General features: G+C 70.7%; 19 protein-coding genes and 1 tRNA gene. 7 read left to right on the top strand and 13 right to left on the bottom strand.

What is annotated here, in order from left to right; genetic code table 11:
- Nucleotides 1-3: 3 nt before the first annotated feature.
- Both OG439_RS32705 and OG439_RS32700 read right to left on the bottom strand, forming a co-directional pair.
- Entirely contained in the window at nt 4-837 is an 834-nt protein-coding gene (locus OG439_RS32705) for an MBL fold metallo-hydrolase (protein WP_326944553.1), read from the bottom strand.
- 37 nt (nt 838-874) lie between these two features.
- The gene (locus OG439_RS32700) at nt 875-1,936 is read right to left on the bottom strand and encodes an NAD-dependent epimerase/dehydratase family protein (protein WP_326944552.1); all 1,062 of its coding nucleotides are present in this window, start codon (nt 1,934-1,936) and stop codon (nt 875-877) included.
- Between the two features lie 123 nt (nt 1,937-2,059).
- Between OG439_RS32700 and OG439_RS32695 the strand changes: the two genes are divergently transcribed.
- Nucleotides 2,060-2,560 carry a MogA/MoaB family molybdenum cofactor biosynthesis protein gene (locus OG439_RS32695; RefSeq protein WP_247058089.1) on the top strand — a complete coding sequence of 167 codons (501 nt, stop codon included), beginning with the start codon at nt 2,060-2,062 and terminating at the stop codon, nt 2,558-2,560.
- 107 nt (nt 2,561-2,667) lie between these two features.
- Nucleotides 2,668-2,841, top strand: coding sequence for a hypothetical protein (locus OG439_RS32690; protein WP_326944551.1), 174 nt, complete (start codon nt 2,668-2,670; stop codon nt 2,839-2,841).
- A 2-nt stretch (nt 2,842-2,843) separates the two neighbouring features.
- Here the strand turns inward: OG439_RS32690 and mscL are convergent, their stop codons facing one another.
- The 4 genes from mscL to OG439_RS32670 form a co-directional block, all read right to left on the bottom strand.
- Complete coding sequence (gene mscL, locus OG439_RS32685) at nt 2,844-3,257, bottom strand: large-conductance mechanosensitive channel protein MscL (RefSeq protein ID WP_326944550.1); 414 nt, start codon at nt 3,255-3,257, stop codon at nt 2,844-2,846.
- An 83-nt stretch (nt 3,258-3,340) separates the two neighbouring features.
- The gene (locus OG439_RS32680) at nt 3,341-3,985 is read right to left on the bottom strand and encodes an SAF domain-containing protein (RefSeq protein ID WP_326944549.1); all 645 of its coding nucleotides are present in this window, start codon (nt 3,983-3,985) and stop codon (nt 3,341-3,343) included.
- Between the two features lie 130 nt (nt 3,986-4,115).
- Nucleotides 4,116-4,457: an FmdB family zinc ribbon protein gene (locus OG439_RS32675; RefSeq protein WP_247058081.1), complete on the bottom strand. Its 342-nt coding sequence runs from the start codon at nt 4,455-4,457 to the stop codon at nt 4,116-4,118.
- Nucleotides 4,458-4,543: 86 nt separating this feature from the next.
- The gene (locus OG439_RS32670) at nt 4,544-5,134 is read right to left on the bottom strand and encodes a 5-formyltetrahydrofolate cyclo-ligase (protein WP_326944548.1); all 591 of its coding nucleotides are present in this window, start codon (nt 5,132-5,134) and stop codon (nt 4,544-4,546) included.
- A 24-nt stretch (nt 5,135-5,158) separates the two neighbouring features.
- On the opposite strand from OG439_RS32670, the gene OG439_RS32665 reads away from it, so the two are divergent.
- The 5 genes from OG439_RS32665 (at nt 5,159) to OG439_RS32645 (ending at nt 9,180) form a co-directional block, all read left to right on the top strand.
- Entirely contained in the window at nt 5,159-6,064 is a 906-nt protein-coding gene (locus OG439_RS32665; protein WP_326944547.1) for a UTP--glucose-1-phosphate uridylyltransferase, read from the top strand.
- Nucleotides 6,061-7,341, top strand: coding sequence for a molybdotransferase-like divisome protein Glp (gene glp, locus OG439_RS32660; protein ID WP_247058075.1), 1,281 nt, complete (start codon nt 6,061-6,063; stop codon nt 7,339-7,341). The genes OG439_RS32665 and glp overlap by 4 nt, the downstream gene beginning before the upstream one ends.
- On the top strand, nt 7,341-8,009 hold the full coding sequence (locus OG439_RS32655; protein WP_326944546.1) for a GNAT family N-acetyltransferase: 669 nt from the start codon (nt 7,341-7,343) through the stop codon (nt 8,007-8,009). The genes glp and OG439_RS32655 overlap by 1 nt, the downstream gene beginning before the upstream one ends.
- Before the next feature lie 163 nt (nt 8,010-8,172).
- A complete protein-coding gene (gene sepX, locus OG439_RS32650; protein WP_326944545.1) occupies nt 8,173-9,054 on the top strand; it encodes a divisome protein SepX/GlpR in 882 nt (293 codons plus the stop codon).
- Between the two features lie 53 nt (nt 9,055-9,107).
- A tRNA-Ala gene (locus OG439_RS32645) sits at nt 9,108-9,180 on the top strand.
- Between the two features lie 78 nt (nt 9,181-9,258).
- Here OG439_RS32645 and OG439_RS32640 read toward each other — a convergent pair.
- The 7 genes from OG439_RS32640 to OG439_RS32610 all read right to left on the bottom strand — a co-directional run bounded on the left by OG439_RS32640 (nt 9,259) and on the right by OG439_RS32610 (nt 15,650).
- Nucleotides 9,259-10,485: a site-specific integrase gene (locus tag OG439_RS32640; protein ID WP_326944544.1), complete on the bottom strand. Its 1,227-nt coding sequence runs from the start codon at nt 10,483-10,485 to the stop codon at nt 9,259-9,261.
- Between the two features lies 1 nt (nt 10,486).
- Complete coding sequence (locus OG439_RS32635) at nt 10,487-10,645, bottom strand: DNA-binding protein (protein ID WP_326944543.1); 159 nt, start codon at nt 10,643-10,645, stop codon at nt 10,487-10,489.
- A 420-nt stretch (nt 10,646-11,065) separates the two neighbouring features.
- Entirely contained in the window at nt 11,066-12,421 is a 1,356-nt protein-coding gene (locus OG439_RS32630; RefSeq protein WP_326944542.1) for a DUF3631 domain-containing protein, read from the bottom strand.
- A 143-nt stretch (nt 12,422-12,564) separates the two neighbouring features.
- A complete protein-coding gene (locus tag OG439_RS32625) occupies nt 12,565-12,783 on the bottom strand; it encodes a hypothetical protein (protein ID WP_326944541.1) in 219 nt (72 codons plus the stop codon).
- Nucleotides 12,784-12,868: 85 nt separating this feature from the next.
- A complete protein-coding gene (locus tag OG439_RS32620) occupies nt 12,869-14,290 on the bottom strand; it encodes a hypothetical protein (RefSeq protein WP_326944540.1) in 1,422 nt (473 codons plus the stop codon).
- A gap of 95 nt (nt 14,291-14,385) precedes the next feature.
- Nucleotides 14,386-15,123, bottom strand: coding sequence for a DUF4417 domain-containing protein (locus OG439_RS32615; RefSeq protein ID WP_326944539.1), 738 nt, complete (start codon nt 15,121-15,123; stop codon nt 14,386-14,388).
- Nucleotides 15,120-15,650, bottom strand: a complete 531-nt coding sequence (locus tag OG439_RS32610) for an RRQRL motif-containing zinc-binding protein (protein WP_326944538.1) — start codon at nt 15,648-15,650, stop codon at nt 15,120-15,122. The genes OG439_RS32615 and OG439_RS32610 overlap by 4 nt, the downstream gene beginning before the upstream one ends.
- Between the last annotated feature and the right edge of the window lie 8 nt (nt 15,651-15,658).

Below are 15,658 nucleotides of genomic sequence, written 5' to 3'. Positions count from 1 at the left end.
GCCCTAGACGGCGACCGGGGTCCGGCCCGGGCCGAGGCGGAGGAACTCCAGGCCGGGGAAGTGGGCCGGGGCGATCACCGCCGATGTGCGCTCCGCCTCGTCCAGCCAGCGCTGACGGGTGCGGGCCGCCTCGGCCGGGTCGTGGTCGGCGATGAAGTGGATCCGGTCGTCGCGCAGCTGCACCGGTGCGTGGATGACGTCGCCCAGCAGGATCAGCCGCTCGTCGTCCGCCTCGACGTCGAGGACGTAGTGCCCGGGGGTGTGGCCCGGCGCGTGGCGTGCGGTGACGCCGGGGGCCAGCGGGACGGCTTCGCCGTGGATCGCCTCGATGCTCCCGGCCGTGCGCACCGCTTCCAGCCCGACGCGGCTCCAGTCGTCGTGGCCGAGCCGTTCGACCATCGGGTGCCAGTCCGCCGCGCCGTGGACGACCCGGGCGCGGGCGAACGCCGGCGTGCCCTCCGGTGCCAGCCAGCCCACGTGGTCCGAGTGCAGGTGCGTGACGAACACCGTGTCGACGTCCTCGGGTGCCGTGCCCGCCTTGGCCAGCGCAGCCAGGAGGTCGCCGCCTTCGCCCATCGGCGGCGTCGGGTCGCCCGCGGCCGGTGTGACGCCGTGCGGGAAGCCGGTCTCGCGCGGGCCGAACCCGGTGTCGACCAGGATCGTGCGGCCCTGGCCGCGGACCAGGAACGCGCCGATCGGCACGTGCACGGTGCCGTCCGGGTCGAGGGCCTCGGGGTGCTCGGCCGGGTCCAGTCCGGGGAAGAACGGGATCGGGATCCGGCACAGGCCGTCGGTCAGCGCTTCGATCGTGTAGTCGCCCACGGTGATCCGGTGCATGACCGGAACAAGTGCGACGGCCGCCGGACCATTCCCGTCAGACCGAAACCGGGTCCCGCAGTTCCGCTGTCGCGAAGCCGTCGATCCCGGTGGCGAACCCGACTTCCGCGGTGAACCCGAGCAGCTCCCGGGCCCGAGCGGGGTCGGCGACGACGTGCCGGACGTCCGCGGCCCGGGCCCCGCCGACGATCCGCGGCGCCGGGCCGTCGCACGCCCGTGCCAGCTCCCCGGCCAGCTCGCCGACGGTGTGCGGGGTGCCGGAGCAGACGTTGACCGGGGCGCTGTCGCCCGCCGGGCCGGCCGTGTGGAGGGCGAGCACGTTGGCCCGTGCGACGTCGTGGACGTGCACGAAGTCGCGCTGCTGACGGCCGTCTTCCAGCACCAGCGGGGCTTCGCCGCGGACCAGCGCCGAGCGGAACAGGGAAGCGACGCCGGCGTACGGGGTGTTCTGGGGCATCCGCGGGCCGTAGACGTTGTGGTAGCGCATCGCCCAGACGCTGCCGCCGGTCTGCCGGGCCCACGCGCCGGCCAGGTGTTCCTGCGCCAGCTTCGTGGCCGCGTAGGTGCTGCGAGGGTTCAGCGGGGCGTCTTCGGGCACCAGCTGCCAGGCCAGTTCGGTGCCGCAGGCCGGGCAGCGCGGCTCGAACCGGCCCGCGTCCACATCGGACACCCGGCGCGGCGACGGCGGCACGACGCCGTGGTCGGTGCACGAGTACCGGCCTTCGCCGTAGACGACCATCGACGACGCGAGCACCAGCTTCCGCACGCCGGCCGCGTGCATCCCGGCCAGCAGAACCGCCGTGCCGTAGTCGTTGTGCAGGGCGTACGACGGCGCGTCCGACGGGTCGATCCCGTGCCCGACGACGGCCGCTTGGTGGCACACCGCGTCGACGCCGTCCAGCAGCTCCGCGACGATCTCGCTGTCGGTCACGTCGCCGCGCAGGAACCGGTGCCTGCCGGTGTACGCCGGTGGTGTGCGGGAGCCGTGGGCCGTGGCGAGCAGGTTGTCGAGCACCACGACGTCGTCGCCCGCATCGGCCAGCTGATCGGCGATGTGTGACCCGATGAACCCGGCTCCGCCGGTGACCAGTACGCGCATAACGGACACGCTAGGTGCTCGCGCCGGGCGCCGTCACGACGAGCGCGGTCACGTCACGGAATCGTCAGAACTCGCCGGGCACCTCCCGGCAGTGGGCCGCCGAAACCGACTACGGTGGGCGCCATGGAACGGAGTGCACAACGGCTGGGCCGGGCCCTCGTGGTCATCGTGGACGATCGCGTGGCGCACGGCGAGCACGAGGACGGCACGGGACCCCTGGTGACCGAGCTGCTCGAAGAAGCGGGCTTCATCGTCGACGGCGTGGTCGTCGTCGAGGCCGAGTCCGTGGGTATCCGCAATGCGCTCAACACCGCCGTGATCGGCGGTGCCGACCTGGTGATCACCGTCGGCGGCACCGGTGTGCTGCCGCGTGACAACACCCCCGACGCCACCGCCGGCGTGCTCGACCGCCCCATCCCGGGCATCAGCGAGGCGATCCGCGCGTCCGGCCTGGCCGCCGGCGCCGTCGACGCCGGGATCTCGCGAGGGCTCGCGGGCGTGTCCGGCAGCACCCTGGTGGTCAACCTCGCCGGCTCGCGCTCCGCGGTGCGCGACGGGATGGCGACCCTGACCTCGCTCGTGCCGCACGTGATCGACGAGCTTTCGGGCCTCGAAGAGGTGTGATGCCCGGTCGCGCGCTGCGGATCCACAGCGCGCGCCGGGCACCGCCCGGACGAGAGCGTTCCTTCGCTCTGGAGTTGTCAATGAACGCGTCGTGGGACACTGGGGCCATGCCGGGCAAAGAACGCGACCACCAGGCCGGCAGCGCGCAGCGCCGCCGGGTCGACGAGATCTTCGGGGACGTCCTGCCCGAGACGACCTCCGACGAGCGCGACCCGGACCGGCGCACCGGCCTCCCGGACGACTGGTACCGGGAGAACCGGCCGCCGCACCACGACCGCTGACCTCAGCCGCGGCCGCCGTCGCGCTGGGCCTGGGCCCGCAGCAGGTCGCGGATCTCGATGAGCAGCTCGACGTCGGTCGGCTCCGAGGGGCCCGGCTCCTGGCCGCGCTTGCGGCGCTCCTGCACGTGCTTCACCGGCAGCACGATCACGAAGTAGACGACCGCCGCGACCAGCACGAAGTTGATCGCCGCGTTGATCACGTTGCCGAAGTCCAGGAACGTGCCGGGGTTGTTGTCGAAGATCTGGTAGCCGAGGCCCTTGGCGGCGTCCGTGCCGCCGATCGTGTTGATCAGCGGCTTGACGAGGCCGGTGGTGAACGCCGTGACGATGGCCGTGAACGCCGAGCCGATGACCACCGCGACGGCGAGGTCGACGACGTTGCCGCGCATCAGGAAGTCTTTGAAACCCTTGAGCACTGGTTCTCCTCACGAACGGGGACGGTGCTCCACCGCCCCGAAGCCTGCCGGGGGATGCCGTCGCCCGTCTCGGCGGACGCGGGCTAGCGGAGAGTAACCGTTACCGGACGGTCCAGTGAAATCGCCGCCACCCTCGTCGCGACTTCTTCCGGAAGCCGAAGCAGCACAAGCGGTCCCTTGGCCGGTCCGGCGAGCGGACGCGCCGAGCCGGCTTCCGGTGACGAGATCGTCACCACCGTGGCCCCACTGGCCAGCACGGACGCGGACCCGCCCGGCGCGGCCACGACGTCGACGCGCTGTCCGGGGCGCAGCAGTTCGGCCACGGCCGCGTCGGCGAGCCGGACCGGCACGGTCGCCGTCGCCGGATCACCCGAAGCGGGGATGGTGATCGCCAGCCGGACGTCGGTCAGGGGTTCACCGGCGCGGACGGCGCCCGCCAGCAGCCGCCCGGCGGCGACGTCGAGGGTGCTCAGGGCCCCGGAAGGGCGTGTCTCGCCGGGGAAATCGGCCAGCCGGACGTCGGCGGCGCGGAGCGTCGCGCCGGACGGGAGATCGCGCGCCGCGACGACGGTCGGGGTCGTCGGTGCGCCCCGCGCGGAGCCTGGATGCGCGACGAGCAAGATCCCGGTCAGCAGCAGGCCGACGGCGAGCCAGCGGCGGAGCAGCCGTGCCCGCCGGCTCGGCAGCCGGGTGAGATCGAGTGTGCGGAGCTTCGCCAAGACGTCCACAGGTGCTCCTCGGTCGGATCGGGTGCGGCCACGTGCCGCACAAGATCGACGTTAGGAGCAGCGGACGGGCCGCCGGAAGGGCCTCGCCCGCACCCTGTGGACAACCGGGGTGTTGTGGATAACTCCGGGCTCAGGAGGCCGCGGCGGCGGTTTTTGTCGTACCCGAGGAGGAGGATGCCGAGCCCGAGTCGGACTTGGGCTTCGACTCCGTCTTGGTCTCCGGCTTCGACTCGGACTTGCCTTCGCTCTTGCCCTCGCTCTTCGCCGGGGTCGAGGTGGTGCTCGACTTGCTGGCTTCACGCGAGTCGGTGCGGTAGAAACCGCTGCCCTTGAAGACGACGCCGACCGAGCTGAAGACCTTGCGGAGCGGGCCGGAGCACTGCGGGCAGACCGTCAGGCTGGGGTCCGAGAACGACTGCACGGCTTCGAACCGGTGGTCGCATTCTTTGCAGGCGTACTGGTACGTAGGCACTGAGGGCTCCTTTGCTGGCACTCATCCGACAAGAGTGCCAACTAGATTGTGCTTGAAAGCATTCCCCGAACGCAATTCCTCGTTGCTCACATCGGCAGCTCGAGCACGCCTCGACCCGGGGTCAAGACGCCGCTCATCCGCACGTCGTGAGGTTGTCCGGGCAGCCGGTCGACCAGCTCTTCGTCGCGGACGACGGCGAGCAGGCGCGCCCCGGCCGCGGCGAACACCAGCGAGCGATCGTAGTGCCCGGCGCCGCGGCCCAGGCGGACACCCTGGCGGTCCACGGCCAGCGCGGGCACCAGGACCAGCTCGGCCGCGCCCACGGCGGCGGCACCCAGGCGTTTTCCGCTCGGCTCGAGGAAGCCGCGCAGCCGGCCGGGCGCGAGATCGGCCTCGCCGGTGTACTCCGCCCAGTCCAGTGGACCGGGGGCCGGGGCGATCACCGGCAGCAGGACCCGCGCCCCGCCGGCGGCCAGCGCGTCGACGAGCGCCGTCGTGCCCGGTTCGGTGCCGAACGGCAGGTACGCGCACACGGTCGTGGCTGTGACCTTCGACACCGCACTGACCAGCGCCGATGCCTCGTGGGCGTGCGATTCGGCGGGCTGTTCCGCTCTAGCGCGCGTGAGGCGGGTACGCCACTCCGCCTTGCTCAGGTGCTCATTGCCCAGCGCATGCATGGCCTCACGTTAGGCTTTGCGCCCATGACGGGCGCCGCAACCTCCAAGACGTTCAGAACCGCCATCGTGCCTGCCGCAGGGCTCGGTACACGCTTCCTGCCGGCGACGAAGGCCGTGCCCAAGGAACTCTTGCCCGTGGTGGACACACCGGGGATCGAGCTGGTCGCCGCCGAGGCCGCGGCCGCCGGCGCGGAACGCCTGGTCATCGTGACCTCGCCAGGCAAGGAAGCCGTCGTCAAGTACTTCGAGGACCAGCCCGAGCTGGAGGCGAACCTCGAGGCCAAGGGCAAGACCGAGCTGCTGGCGAAGGTCCGCCGCGGGCCCGCTCTGCTGGCCGTCGAGACCGCCATTCAGGAGCAGGCCCTCGGCCTCGGCCACGCCGTCGCGCAGGCCGAGCCGAACCTGACGCCCGAGGACGAGGCCGTCGCGGTGCTGCTGCCGGACGACATCGTGCTGCCCACCGGCGTGCTCGAGCGGATGAGCGAGGTGCGGGCCAAGCACGGCGGCAGCGTGCTCTGCGCGTTCGACATCCCGAAGGCCGAGATCTCGCCGTACGGCGTCTTCGACGTCAGCGACACCGGCGAGGACGACGTCAAGCAGGTGCACGGCATGGTCGAGAAGCCGAAGCCGGAGGACGCGCCGTCGACCTTCGCCGCGGCCGGCCGCTACCTGCTCGACCGGGCGATCTTCGACGCGCTGAAGCGCATCACCCCGGGCTCCGGCGGCGAGCTCCAGCTGACCGACGCGGTCGCGCTCCTGATCACCGAAGGACACCCCGTGCACATCGTCGTGCACCGTGGCGGACGTCACGACCTGGGGAATCCGGGTGGTTTCCTGCGCGCCGCGGTCGATTTCGCGCTTGAAACGCCCGAGTACGGTCCATCTTTACGGGCGTGGCTGACGGAACGGATCGGGACAGATCGCCCATGACGGAATCCCTCGACGAGGCGCGGCCCGAAGTGGCCGAGGACGAGGAGGCCGAGTTCCGCTCGGTCGAGTCGCAGATCGCGATGACGCTGGACGCCGCCGTCCGGCCCCGGCCGGTGCGGGTGGCGATCTCCGAGGCCCAGGGACTGCTCTGCGCCGAGGAGGTGGTCGCCGAGCACGCGCTGCCCGGGTTCGACCAGGCGGCGGTCGACGGGTACGCGGTGCGCAGCGTCGACGTGCGCACGGCCGGGCAGGAACCGGTGCAGCTGCCGGTGGTCGGCGAGATCGCGGCGGGCTCGCGCCAGCCGCGACGGCTCCAGCCGGGCCAGGCGGTGCGCGTCGACACCGGCGCGCCGCTGCCGACGCTGGCCGACGCCGTCGTGCCGCTCGCCTACACCGACGGGCACCAGGCCAAGGTCACCGTGCACCGCTCGGTGCCGTCGGCGGGGTACGTGCGGCGGGCCGGCGAGGACGTCCAGATCGGCGACGTCGCGGTCCGCAGCGGCGACACGATCGGGTCGGCGCAGGTCGGCCTGCTCGCCGCGGTCGGCCGGGCGAAGGTGCTGGTCTACCCGCGGCCGCGGGTCTCGATCGTGTCGGTCGGCGACGAGCTGGTCGACATCGACCGGACGCCGTCGGTCGGGCAGGTCTACGACGTCAACTCCTACGCCTTGGCCGCGGCCGCGCGGGACGCGGGCGCCGAGGTCAGCCGGGTCGGCATCGTGTCGAGCGAGCCGAAGCGGCTGCGGGAGATCGTCGAAGGCCGGCTGCTGATGTCGGAGATCGTGGTCGTCGCCGGCGGTGCCGGTGGCAGCACCGGCGACGAGGTCCACTCGGCGCTGTCCGACCTCGGCCGGATCGACGCGACGCGCATCGCGATGCACCCCGGCTCGGTCCAGGGGTTCGGCAGGCTCGGTCCCGACTCGGTGCCGACGTTCCTGCTCCCGGGCAACCCGATGAGCGCGCTGGTGGTGTTCGAGGTGCTGGTGCGGCCGCTCATCCGGGCGGCCCGCGGCACGCGCAACCCGCACCGGCGGATCGTCGGCGCGCGGCTGCTTTCGCCGATCACCTCGACCGAGGGCCGGCGCGGCTTCCTGCGCGGGCAGCTCCTGCGTGACGAGGCCAACGGCGAGTACCTGGTCCAGCCGCTCGGCCAGTCCGGGGCGCACCTGCTCGCGTCGCTGGCCGAAGCGAACTGCCTCATCAACGTGCCGGAGGAGATGACGGAGGTCGCCGCGGGCGAGCAGGTCCAGGTCACTTTCCTGGCGCAACGGGCCTGATGAACTCCGTGTCGGGCGTCTCCTACCCGGTCGAAAGCCGGCACCCGGGCTGGCCGTCGCGGCTCGGCCCGCTGCGGGTGCCCGCAGGGGAGGTCGCGATCCGGCCGGTTCGGCTGCGCGACGCCGGCGAGTGGAGCCGGATCCGGCTCCGGGACCGGGCGCACCTCGAGATGTGGGAGCCGACCGGCGTCGGGCCGTGGCCCGAACGCAACGCTTTCTGGTCGTGGCCGTCGCAGTGGGCGGCGTTGCGGTCGCTCGCACGGCGTGGTCAGTGCCTGCCGTTCACGATCACCCTCGACGGTCGTCTGGCCGGTCAGATCACTGTCGGTAACGTCGTCCGGGCGTCGCTGCGGTCCGCGTGGATCGGCTACTGGGTCTCGTCCGAAATCGTCCGCGGCGGGGTCGCGACGGCCGCCGTCGCGCTGGTCACCGACCACGCCTTCGCCGCGTCCGGGCTGCACCGGCTGGAGGCCACCGTGCGCCCCGAGAACGCCGCCAGCCTGCGGGTTCTCACCAAAGCGGGATACCGGCAGGAGGGGCTGTTCGAGCGCTACCTCGACGTCGCCGGTGCTTGGCGGGACCACTACTGCTTCGCCGTCACGCGCGAAGAGACCGGCGCCGGGCTGGTGTCGCGGCTGGTCGCGGCGGGGCGTGCCGACTACGCCTGACGGTGATTACCCATCCGGGGCTGTGAGCGCGTTACCACATGCTGTGAGATTCACCTAATCCGGTGAGGCATTTCCGTGATCGAACCCGGCGAGCCTCCGCCCGATCTGTTACTCCTGTGACTAGCGTGATTTCAGGTGAAGGATTCGGGGGAGGTGACGGGGGATGCCCAGCTCCGTGATCATCGTCGCGCTCGCCGCGGCATGGCTCGTCGTTCTCGTGCCCATGGTCGCGCGCCGGCGGCAGCAGGTCGCGAGGACCGCTGACTCCGCGTTGGCGGCCAGGGTCGTGCGCAGTGGTGGTGGACGCAACGAAGACCGGGAGGAATTCGCCATGTCCGACAGTCCCGTCAAGTCCAATCCGGTGAAGTCCCGGCCCTCGGTCGAGGACGACCTCGCGGAGCTGGAGGCGGAGCTCGAACTCGACGACGACCTCGACGAGGAAGAGCCCGAACCGCTCCCACAGCCGGGCCGTGCCGAGCGGCGGGCCGAACGCGAGCGCGAACGGGCCGGCTACCGGCCGGGCCGCGGCGGCTTCGACCCCGAGGCGGCGGAGATGGCCGCCCGCGCGAAGTACAGCTTCCGGCAGCGCGTCGTCGTCATCCTGCTCGTCGTCGCGGTGATCACCGCCGGCGTCGCGGGCTTCCTGTTCCCGCTCGTCTGGTGGGGCCACGCCGTCGCCGACGTCGTGCTGGTCGGGTACCTCGTTTACCTGCGCCGCCAGGTGCGCATCGAGGAGGAGATCCGCCAGCGCCGCCTTGCGCGCTTCAACAGCACGCGCGCCCCGCGACGTCCGTCGGAGCCCGGCCCCCGGCCGTCGGTTTCGGCTTCCGTTGACGACGACGTGGAGCTGGAGGACGAGGCCGACGACGCCGCCGCCGTGGAGGTCGTCGAGCCGGCCCGCCGCGAGATCGTGGAACGCCGCCCGTCGCCGACATCCCGCATCCGCCGAAGCGCGGTCGTCGTCGACCTGGACGACGAAGACCCGGCGTTCGAGGAGCTCGACGAGCCCGGGACCGGGCCTTACCGCCGGGCCGTCGGAGAGTGACCCCCCGCGTGTCGTGCTCGTAGGGCACTGCTAAGCTCTACGAGCACGATCAAGGGGCTGTAGCGCAGTTGGTAGCGCGTCTCGTTCGCATCGAGAAGGTCAGGGGTTCGATTCCCCTCAGCTCCACCGCAGGTCAAGGGCCGTCCACAGTAGAGTGGACGGCCCTTTTCGTTGCCCTGATAGCAGCAAAGTACAGCAGTGACGCTACTCATCGAGGCTCTCGCCAAGACGCTTGAGCGCGTCCCGCGTCTTCTTCGAGGACGCCTGCGAGTAGATCTCCATCGTCATCGAGAACTGGGCGTGGCGCAGGATGCGCATGATCACCCGGGGGTGCACGTCCAGGTCGACCAGTAGCGTCCCGCAGGACCGCCGGCCATCGTGCACGGTGATCTTCCGAACCCCGGAGCGCGCGACCCGGTTGTCCCAGGACCGGTTGAAGTTCCGGGGGTCGATCGGCAACCCGTATCTGGTGGTGAACACCAGGTCGTTCGGGTGCCAGGCCACCTCAGCGTCCTGCCGGTCGGCGAGCTGTTCCCGCCGGCGCTTCTCCAGTGCCGTGACGACGATGGACGGCAGGGGCATGGTGTCGTCCGACGCGGCCGTCTTCGTCTCGCGGTGCAGCAGTTCGCCGCCAGCGCGCTGGAGCTGGTGACTGACGGCCAACTCGCCGTTGTCGAAGTCGAGCGCGTCCCAGGTGAGCCCCAGAATCTCGCCCTTGCGCAGGCCCATGACGACAGCGAGCACGTACCCGGCGTACATCGCGTCCCGGGCGTCTCGGGCCGACTCCAGGAACTTCCGAGCTTCCTCGCTCGTCCAGGCCGTCCTCTTGCGCTTACGGACCGTCGGGAGCGACACCAGCTCAGCGACGTTCCGGCCGATCAGCTCCTCGCGGATCGCGTGGTTCAGCGCCGCCCGCAGACACGCTCGGATGTCGGAGACGGTCCGGGCTGACGGCGCGTCCTTGCAGCATCGGCGGATACTCAGCGCACAACACCGGCGGTCCTTCTCGGCGCGCCGCGCGTCCTTCCCCTGAGCGCAGCACTGACAGATCCCGGGAATGGCGTTGATCCACTTCTGAACGTCGCGCACCCCGAGCTTGTCCAGACGCTGGCCGCCCAACGTCGGGTTGATGTAGAGCCGGGTGAACAGCTCGTAGTTGACGTACGTCAGCGGCGCGCGGTTCGGCTTTATCACCTCCGTCAGCCAGTAGTGCAGGTACTCGCGCAAGCGCGGTACCGACGTCGCCACCGGGCCGTTCTTGGCCGCCTGGTGAAGCTTGAGCCACTTCTGGTGGACCAGTTCCCGAGTCGGGCCGTAGACGTACTTGCGTTTCTTTTCGCCGGTCGGAGTGGTGACCCACACGTACGCGGCGAATCCGTTGCGGAACGGGTAGATCGAGCCTTCGCCGTTTGCGCGTCCCTTGCTCGCCATATCAGGCTGCTTCCTCTACGAGTCGGTTGATGTAGTCGTCGACCCAGGCAGGCAGGACTCGGCGGTTTCCGCCGTCCTTAATGGACCTAATCTGACCGGTGGCAACAAGTTGCTTGGTCTTCGAGAGCCCGTAGCCAAGCATCTGGGCTACTTCGGACACTGTGTGCCACTTGGGCTGAATCGTTTGGCTCAAAGTGCACCTCCGGTAGCCGGGGCAGTTGTGGGAGTACTGGGTCGCCGTGCGGTCAGCTGGTGTCGCACGCTGCGGGTGGTGGCGAGGGTCCGGGTATCCATGGCGAGTTGACCTCCGGAAGCGGGTGCGCCCCTACACCGGGACCGGGCGCGGGGTGGGAAGCAAGTGCGGTTACCGATGCGGGGTGCCGGGGAGGGCTGGCAGGTGGGGTAACTGCGGTAACCTCGGTAACTTGCCTGGTCAGACGGTTACCGATAGGTGCCCCGGTTACCGTCGTATCGGTAACCGGGGTTGGCGGGCCGGCGGCCGGTTACCGTTGCATCGGTAACCGGTTTTCTATCGGTAACCGTCTGACCTGCAGGGTTACCGTGGTTACCGCAGTTACCGTCACTGCCGGGGGTCGGTGGGCAGGTACCGGCTCCAGGCGTCGGCGAGGCCGGTGTCGCCGGTGGTCTGGTAGCCCTTGACGGTGTTGCCCTCGTACTTGAACGGCCCGGGCTTGACCCCGTACCGCGCGAGTTCGTTAGCGATCTTGCGGGGCTCGATCGGCTTACCCTTGACGTCGCTCCAGTCGGATTCCTCCATCTCCAGCAGTTCCGCGACGATGAACGTGGTGGGCAGGCGGTCGGTGTTGCGGTCGGTGAAGATCCGCCGCATGTCGGCCAGCAGCCGGGTGCCGAGGCTGCCGTTGCGGTTGCTGTTGCTGGCCACGAAGTGCGTGCAGGCGGCGCGGGCGGTGGCCGGCCAGTGCTCGCCCGCGGCGTCGGCGATGGCCAGCAGCGGTTCCCAGATCTCGGCCGCGCGGTCGGTGACCCCGTCGGGCATCTCGGGTTCAGCGTCCCCGAGCTGGTTGGCGACGCTGCCCACCCACGCGGCGAGCTGGTCCCGCAACGGAGCAGCTTGTCGTTCGACCACGCGTTCTTTGAACGGCTCGACGGATTCGGCGGGTGCGCGGCGGCGCATGTGGATGGTGATGGCGCGGGTGGTGATGGTGTCGGGCATGTGTCCTGCGATGCCTGCCAGCACGACTGGGGCGTAGACCTTGAACCGCTCGACTTTCATGGCGCGAGCGTCGCCGACGCAGCGCGGGATGGTGGCCGAGCGCTTGTAGCCAGCGTTCAGCATGGCGCGCAGATCCTCGGTGTTGCCGCCCTTCTGCGGGTTGAAGATCGCGTCCACTTCGTCGAACAGGATGGTGATCGGCCCGTCGGACACCAGCCGGAACAGAGCCGCGGTGGTGGCCGAGAGCGTCATTTCAGCCGACCGGACCAGGAATTGCGCGACCTCCATCACGCGCGTTTTGCCGCTGCCGGGTTCGGCGGAGTCGAGGATGAGCCGCGGGGTGACGTAGAAGTGTTCGGCGGCGTGGGTGTGGGCGTACCAGAGCGCAAGCATCGGGGCGCAGTGCTCGGACGGGAACACGTTGAACCGCTTGATGAACGCGGTGACCTTGTCCAAGATCTGCGCTCCGCCGGGTGGGGGCGGCGGTGCGGGCATGTACGGCATCGGCCGGGCCGGGTCTCCCTCGGCCAGTTCCCGATCCGGGCTCGCGCCGTTGTCGACCGGGTCGGGGCCGGCCGCGTGCGCGGCCAGCCACTCGGCTTGGCATGTCTCGCCACAGAAGTCGTCGGAGGGCGAGCCAGACAGCGACGTCCCGCAGTGTCCGCAGACGGTGCTGGTGCTGCCTTCAGGTTCGGCTATGACGGCGTCGATGGCCGATAGCGCGGTGTCCAGGTCAGGCATGACGTGCTCCCTTGGGTGGTGCGTGCCGGTCGTGCCCGGCCGGTTGTCGTCGGGCACGACCGGCCTTCATGCGGCCGGTGTCCGAAGGGGACTGGTAGGTGGCGGCGCGAGCCCTGCGGGTGGGTGCTCGCGCCGCCGTGGGGTCAGTCCTCGGCTGGCGGCAAGATGTCGTCGAGCCGCGGGTTCGGGCCGAAGCGGGCACGCAGCTCTGCCTCCGCCGCGGCCTTGCGCTCCTTGACGTCCGGAGGGCAGTCCAGGCCCGCGTACGGGCACCAGTCGGTCCACATGTGATCGGCGCATTCCTGGGTCGCGTAGTGGCAGTGCCCGCAGTCCGCGCACGGCCACGTTTCCCGGGTCGTCATCGGTGATCTCCTTAGGTTGAGAGCGGCACCGCGTTCAAGGCGGCGGGTTTCCGCGGTTCGCCGGTCGCGAACCGAGCAGGTCCGGTCAGGGCCCGGACTTGCCGTCGAGCGCGTTGATCGCTTTCTCGATCGCGCGTTCGACGTCGAACTTGCCCGCGTCGCCTTCCATCTCGTGCCGCAGGCCCTTGAGCTCGCGAAGGTCCCTCGCGAACCTGCGGAGGTGGATCGGGCCGTCGTCGGGGGCGTCGTCGAAGTTCTCACGCAGGATCTCCTGCAGCTTTTCGGTCTCGCGGGGGTCGCGCCGTAGCAGCGGGATCGAGTGCAGGTCGTTCATCAGCGCCTTGAGCGGTTCGGGTGCGCCGGCGGGGACCGCAGGCGGGGCGCTGGGTGGGGCGTCGATGCGCGTGATCGCGACGTCGAGGCTCTGGCGAGCGGGACCACCTTCGGGCAGGCGGTCGCGGATCTTCTTGTAGGCCTCGACGCCTTCGGCGGCGGTGCGCCGCCCGGTCACGACGTCGGTCGCGACGCGTCCCAGCACGTTGGCGACGGGCTCGCCATCGACGTCCATGCGGGCGTCCTCGCCCATGTTCTTGATCGCGGAACCGATCTGGCCGTCGTCGTGGAAGTTGATGTCTTTCTTGGTCGGGTCGCCCCAGGCGTTCGGCAGCAGCGGCGCGGCGGACGGCATGCCGGCCACCGGGGTGGGCGCGGCCGGGGCGTCGGCCATCGGGGCCGCAGCCGGGTCGCGTTGTTTCTGCCAGCCTTCACGCAGGCCGGCGAACTTGTCGCGGGTGCTGATCGCCTGGTTCAGCACTCGCTCCTGCAGTTTCGCGTTGCTCAGACGGTCCACCCGCGTGATGCCGAGCTCGCCCGCGACGGCGAGCAAGGTCTCTCGATCAAGCTCCTGGTCCTTCAGGTATGCCGAGCCCTGTTCTGTGGTCGCGGTTTCCCGCAGGTGCGTGGCGATCGCCGACGCGGCGGACTGTTCGGTGGCGGGGTTCTGCGCTGTGTCGGGGCGTTCGACCGCGGGCTGGGTGGTCGTCTCCGGGGTCGTCGGTGTGCTGGCGTCTCCGGCGGCCGCGGTCGGAGCGAGGTCGGCCGGCGCGTCGGCGCGTTCGGGCGGTTCCTCAGCCGGCGATTCGATGACGTCCTGAGGAACCCTGGCCGACGGCGTGACAGCCGGGTCGTGTCGTTCCTGCCAGCCTTCACGCAGGCCGGCGAACCTGTTGCGGGTGCTGATCGCCTGGTTCAGCACTCGCTCCTGCAGTTTCGCGTTGCTCAGACGGTCCACCCGCGTCATGCCCAGTTCACTCGCGACGGCGAGCAGGTCCTCGCGGGCGAGCTGCTGCTCTTGCAGGTATGCGGCGCCCTGTTCCTCGGTGGCGAGTTCGCCAAGGCGTGCAGCAACGTCCGCCGGCGTCGTCGGGACCGGCGCGGCGTCGGCCGCGTCAGCTTCTGGTGCGTCGCGGACGCGCTCCTCCGCCGGAACCTGCTCGTCCTCGGGCACGGCCGGTTCCACCCGCGCCGGGCCTCCGCCGCTGCCGCTGCCGCTGGTGGCCGGCGGCCGGTTGCCTTTGCCCAGGGAGGAACCTCGCCCGCCCATCAGCGGTCACCGTCCCAGCGCGAGGGGTAGCACCGCACCGGCGTGCCGCCCTGGACCTGCTCGGTTGGTGGCTTGCCGTGGACCAGCACCAGGGACGGGTCCAGGCGGTCCAGCATTTCGGCGTAGCCGTCGGCGAACAGCGCCCGGGCCACCGGGTCGCGCCACACTCCGACCGTGGACACCGAGACCACCGACCGTGTCGGGATCCCGGCGAACGCGAACGGGTAGGACTCCGGCGTCGACCAGCTGACCGTGGGCACGACCGTGACGCCGTGGTGCAGCAGCCAGGCCCCGCACCAGCGGGAGCGGTAGACCTGCCACAGCTGCATCACCAGCGGCATGTCCCGGTACAGGCTGAAATCCGGGGTCAGCGCCGCGCCGACCGTGCGGCAGCGGGACAGGCCGCGTTCCGGTTTGGACCAGACGACTTCGAAGCGGTAGTCGTCGAGGAAGAAGTGCACCGCGGCGTCGGGGCCGGCGGTGCTGGTGGCGTGCCGGTCGGTGTAGGCCACCAACCGAGCAGGCTCGAACACCGCGGTCGGCAGGGCCGGGATTCCCCAGTCGTTGTCGGTGGGCCACAGGGCACGGCAGTTGAGCTTGTCGAAGTTGCCGGGGACGCTGGCCCATCGGTGGCTGCTGCGGGTTCCGCCCAACCCCAGCTCAGGCAGGGCCGGTCTGGCGTCAGCAGGCGGGTGGTCGTCGGCGGGCTGGTGGTCGGTGGTGAGGGTGGGGATCATCGGGTTGCCTCCGTCACGGGGTGGGTGGGAGTGCGTGGTGGTGCCGCGGGCAGCGCGGCGTGGCCGGCCGCGTCGAAAGTCGGTTCTCCGATCAGGTAGTCGTGCAGGTAGGAATCCGGGGCCAGGCCGGCGCGATAGAGACAGGCTTCGCACGTGCGGTGCGCTCGGGGGAGCTCGGCCCAGCCGGTTTCGCAGCACTCACGGCAGGTGCGGCGCGCGGCCATCGCGGCAGCCAGCGCGGCGTGGCGGGCCGGGGTCATCGGCCGGACCGGTTTCGCGTGCTCGATCAGGTACAGGTTGGCGTGCACGATCTTCGCGGCCTTGCGGCAACGGAAGTACAGGAACGCCACCGGATCCTGCCCACCCGGACGCTTTCCAAGCGCTCGCAGTTGGCGGCGCGTAGCGAGCAGGTTCCGCGGTGCGGTGTTGTGCGAGAGCAAGGGTTTGCCGTGCCAGCGGCCCCGGGTGAACTCCAGGTCCGGTGACCACGGCACCGGGGCCAGCACCCACGGATACCGTCGTGCCATGGCTGTTC

The sequence above is a fragment of the Amycolatopsis sp. NBC_01307 genome (genome assembly GCF_035975215.1).
Lineage (GTDB): Bacteria > Actinomycetota > Actinomycetes > Mycobacteriales > Pseudonocardiaceae > Amycolatopsis.
The sequence above is the reverse complement of the archived record's forward strand: the minus strand, read 5'-3'. Positions and strand labels throughout refer to the sequence as shown.

Excerpts from the sequence above, each read along its gene's own strand:
- OG439_RS32705 (WP_326944553.1), bottom strand. The coding sequence starts at position 837 with ATGCACCGGATCACCGTGGGCGACTACACGATCGAAGCGCTGACCGAC.
- OG439_RS32700 (WP_326944552.1), bottom strand. The coding sequence starts at position 1,936 with ATGCGCGTACTGGTCACCGGCGGAGCCGGGTTCATCGGGTCACACATC.
- OG439_RS32695 (WP_247058089.1), top strand. The coding sequence starts at position 2,060 with ATGGAACGGAGTGCACAACGGCTGGGCCGGGCCCTCGTGGTCATCGTG.
- OG439_RS32690 (WP_326944551.1), top strand. The coding sequence starts at position 2,668 with ATGCCGGGCAAAGAACGCGACCACCAGGCCGGCAGCGCGCAGCGCCGC.
- OG439_RS32670 (WP_326944548.1), bottom strand. The coding sequence starts at position 5,134 with ATGCATGCGCTGGGCAATGAGCACCTGAGCAAGGCGGAGTGGCGTACC.
- OG439_RS32665 (WP_326944547.1), top strand. The coding sequence starts at position 5,159 with ATGACGGGCGCCGCAACCTCCAAGACGTTCAGAACCGCCATCGTGCCT.
- glp (WP_247058075.1), top strand. The coding sequence starts at position 6,061 with ATGACGGAATCCCTCGACGAGGCGCGGCCCGAAGTGGCCGAGGACGAG.
- OG439_RS32655 (WP_326944546.1), top strand. The coding sequence starts at position 7,341 with ATGAACTCCGTGTCGGGCGTCTCCTACCCGGTCGAAAGCCGGCACCCG.
- sepX (WP_326944545.1), top strand. The coding sequence starts at position 8,173 with ATGCCCAGCTCCGTGATCATCGTCGCGCTCGCCGCGGCATGGCTCGTC.
- OG439_RS32640 (WP_326944544.1), bottom strand. The coding sequence starts at position 10,485 with ATGGCGAGCAAGGGACGCGCAAACGGCGAAGGCTCGATCTACCCGTTC.
- OG439_RS32630 (WP_326944542.1), bottom strand. The coding sequence starts at position 12,421 with ATGCCTGACCTGGACACCGCGCTATCGGCCATCGACGCCGTCATAGCC.
- OG439_RS32625 (WP_326944541.1), bottom strand. The coding sequence starts at position 12,783 with ATGACGACCCGGGAAACGTGGCCGTGCGCGGACTGCGGGCACTGCCAC.
- OG439_RS32615 (WP_326944539.1), bottom strand. The coding sequence starts at position 15,123 with ATGATCCCCACCCTCACCACCGACCACCAGCCCGCCGACGACCACCCG.
- OG439_RS32610 (WP_326944538.1), bottom strand. The coding sequence starts at position 15,650 with ATGGCACGACGGTATCCGTGGGTGCTGGCCCCGGTGCCGTGGTCACCG.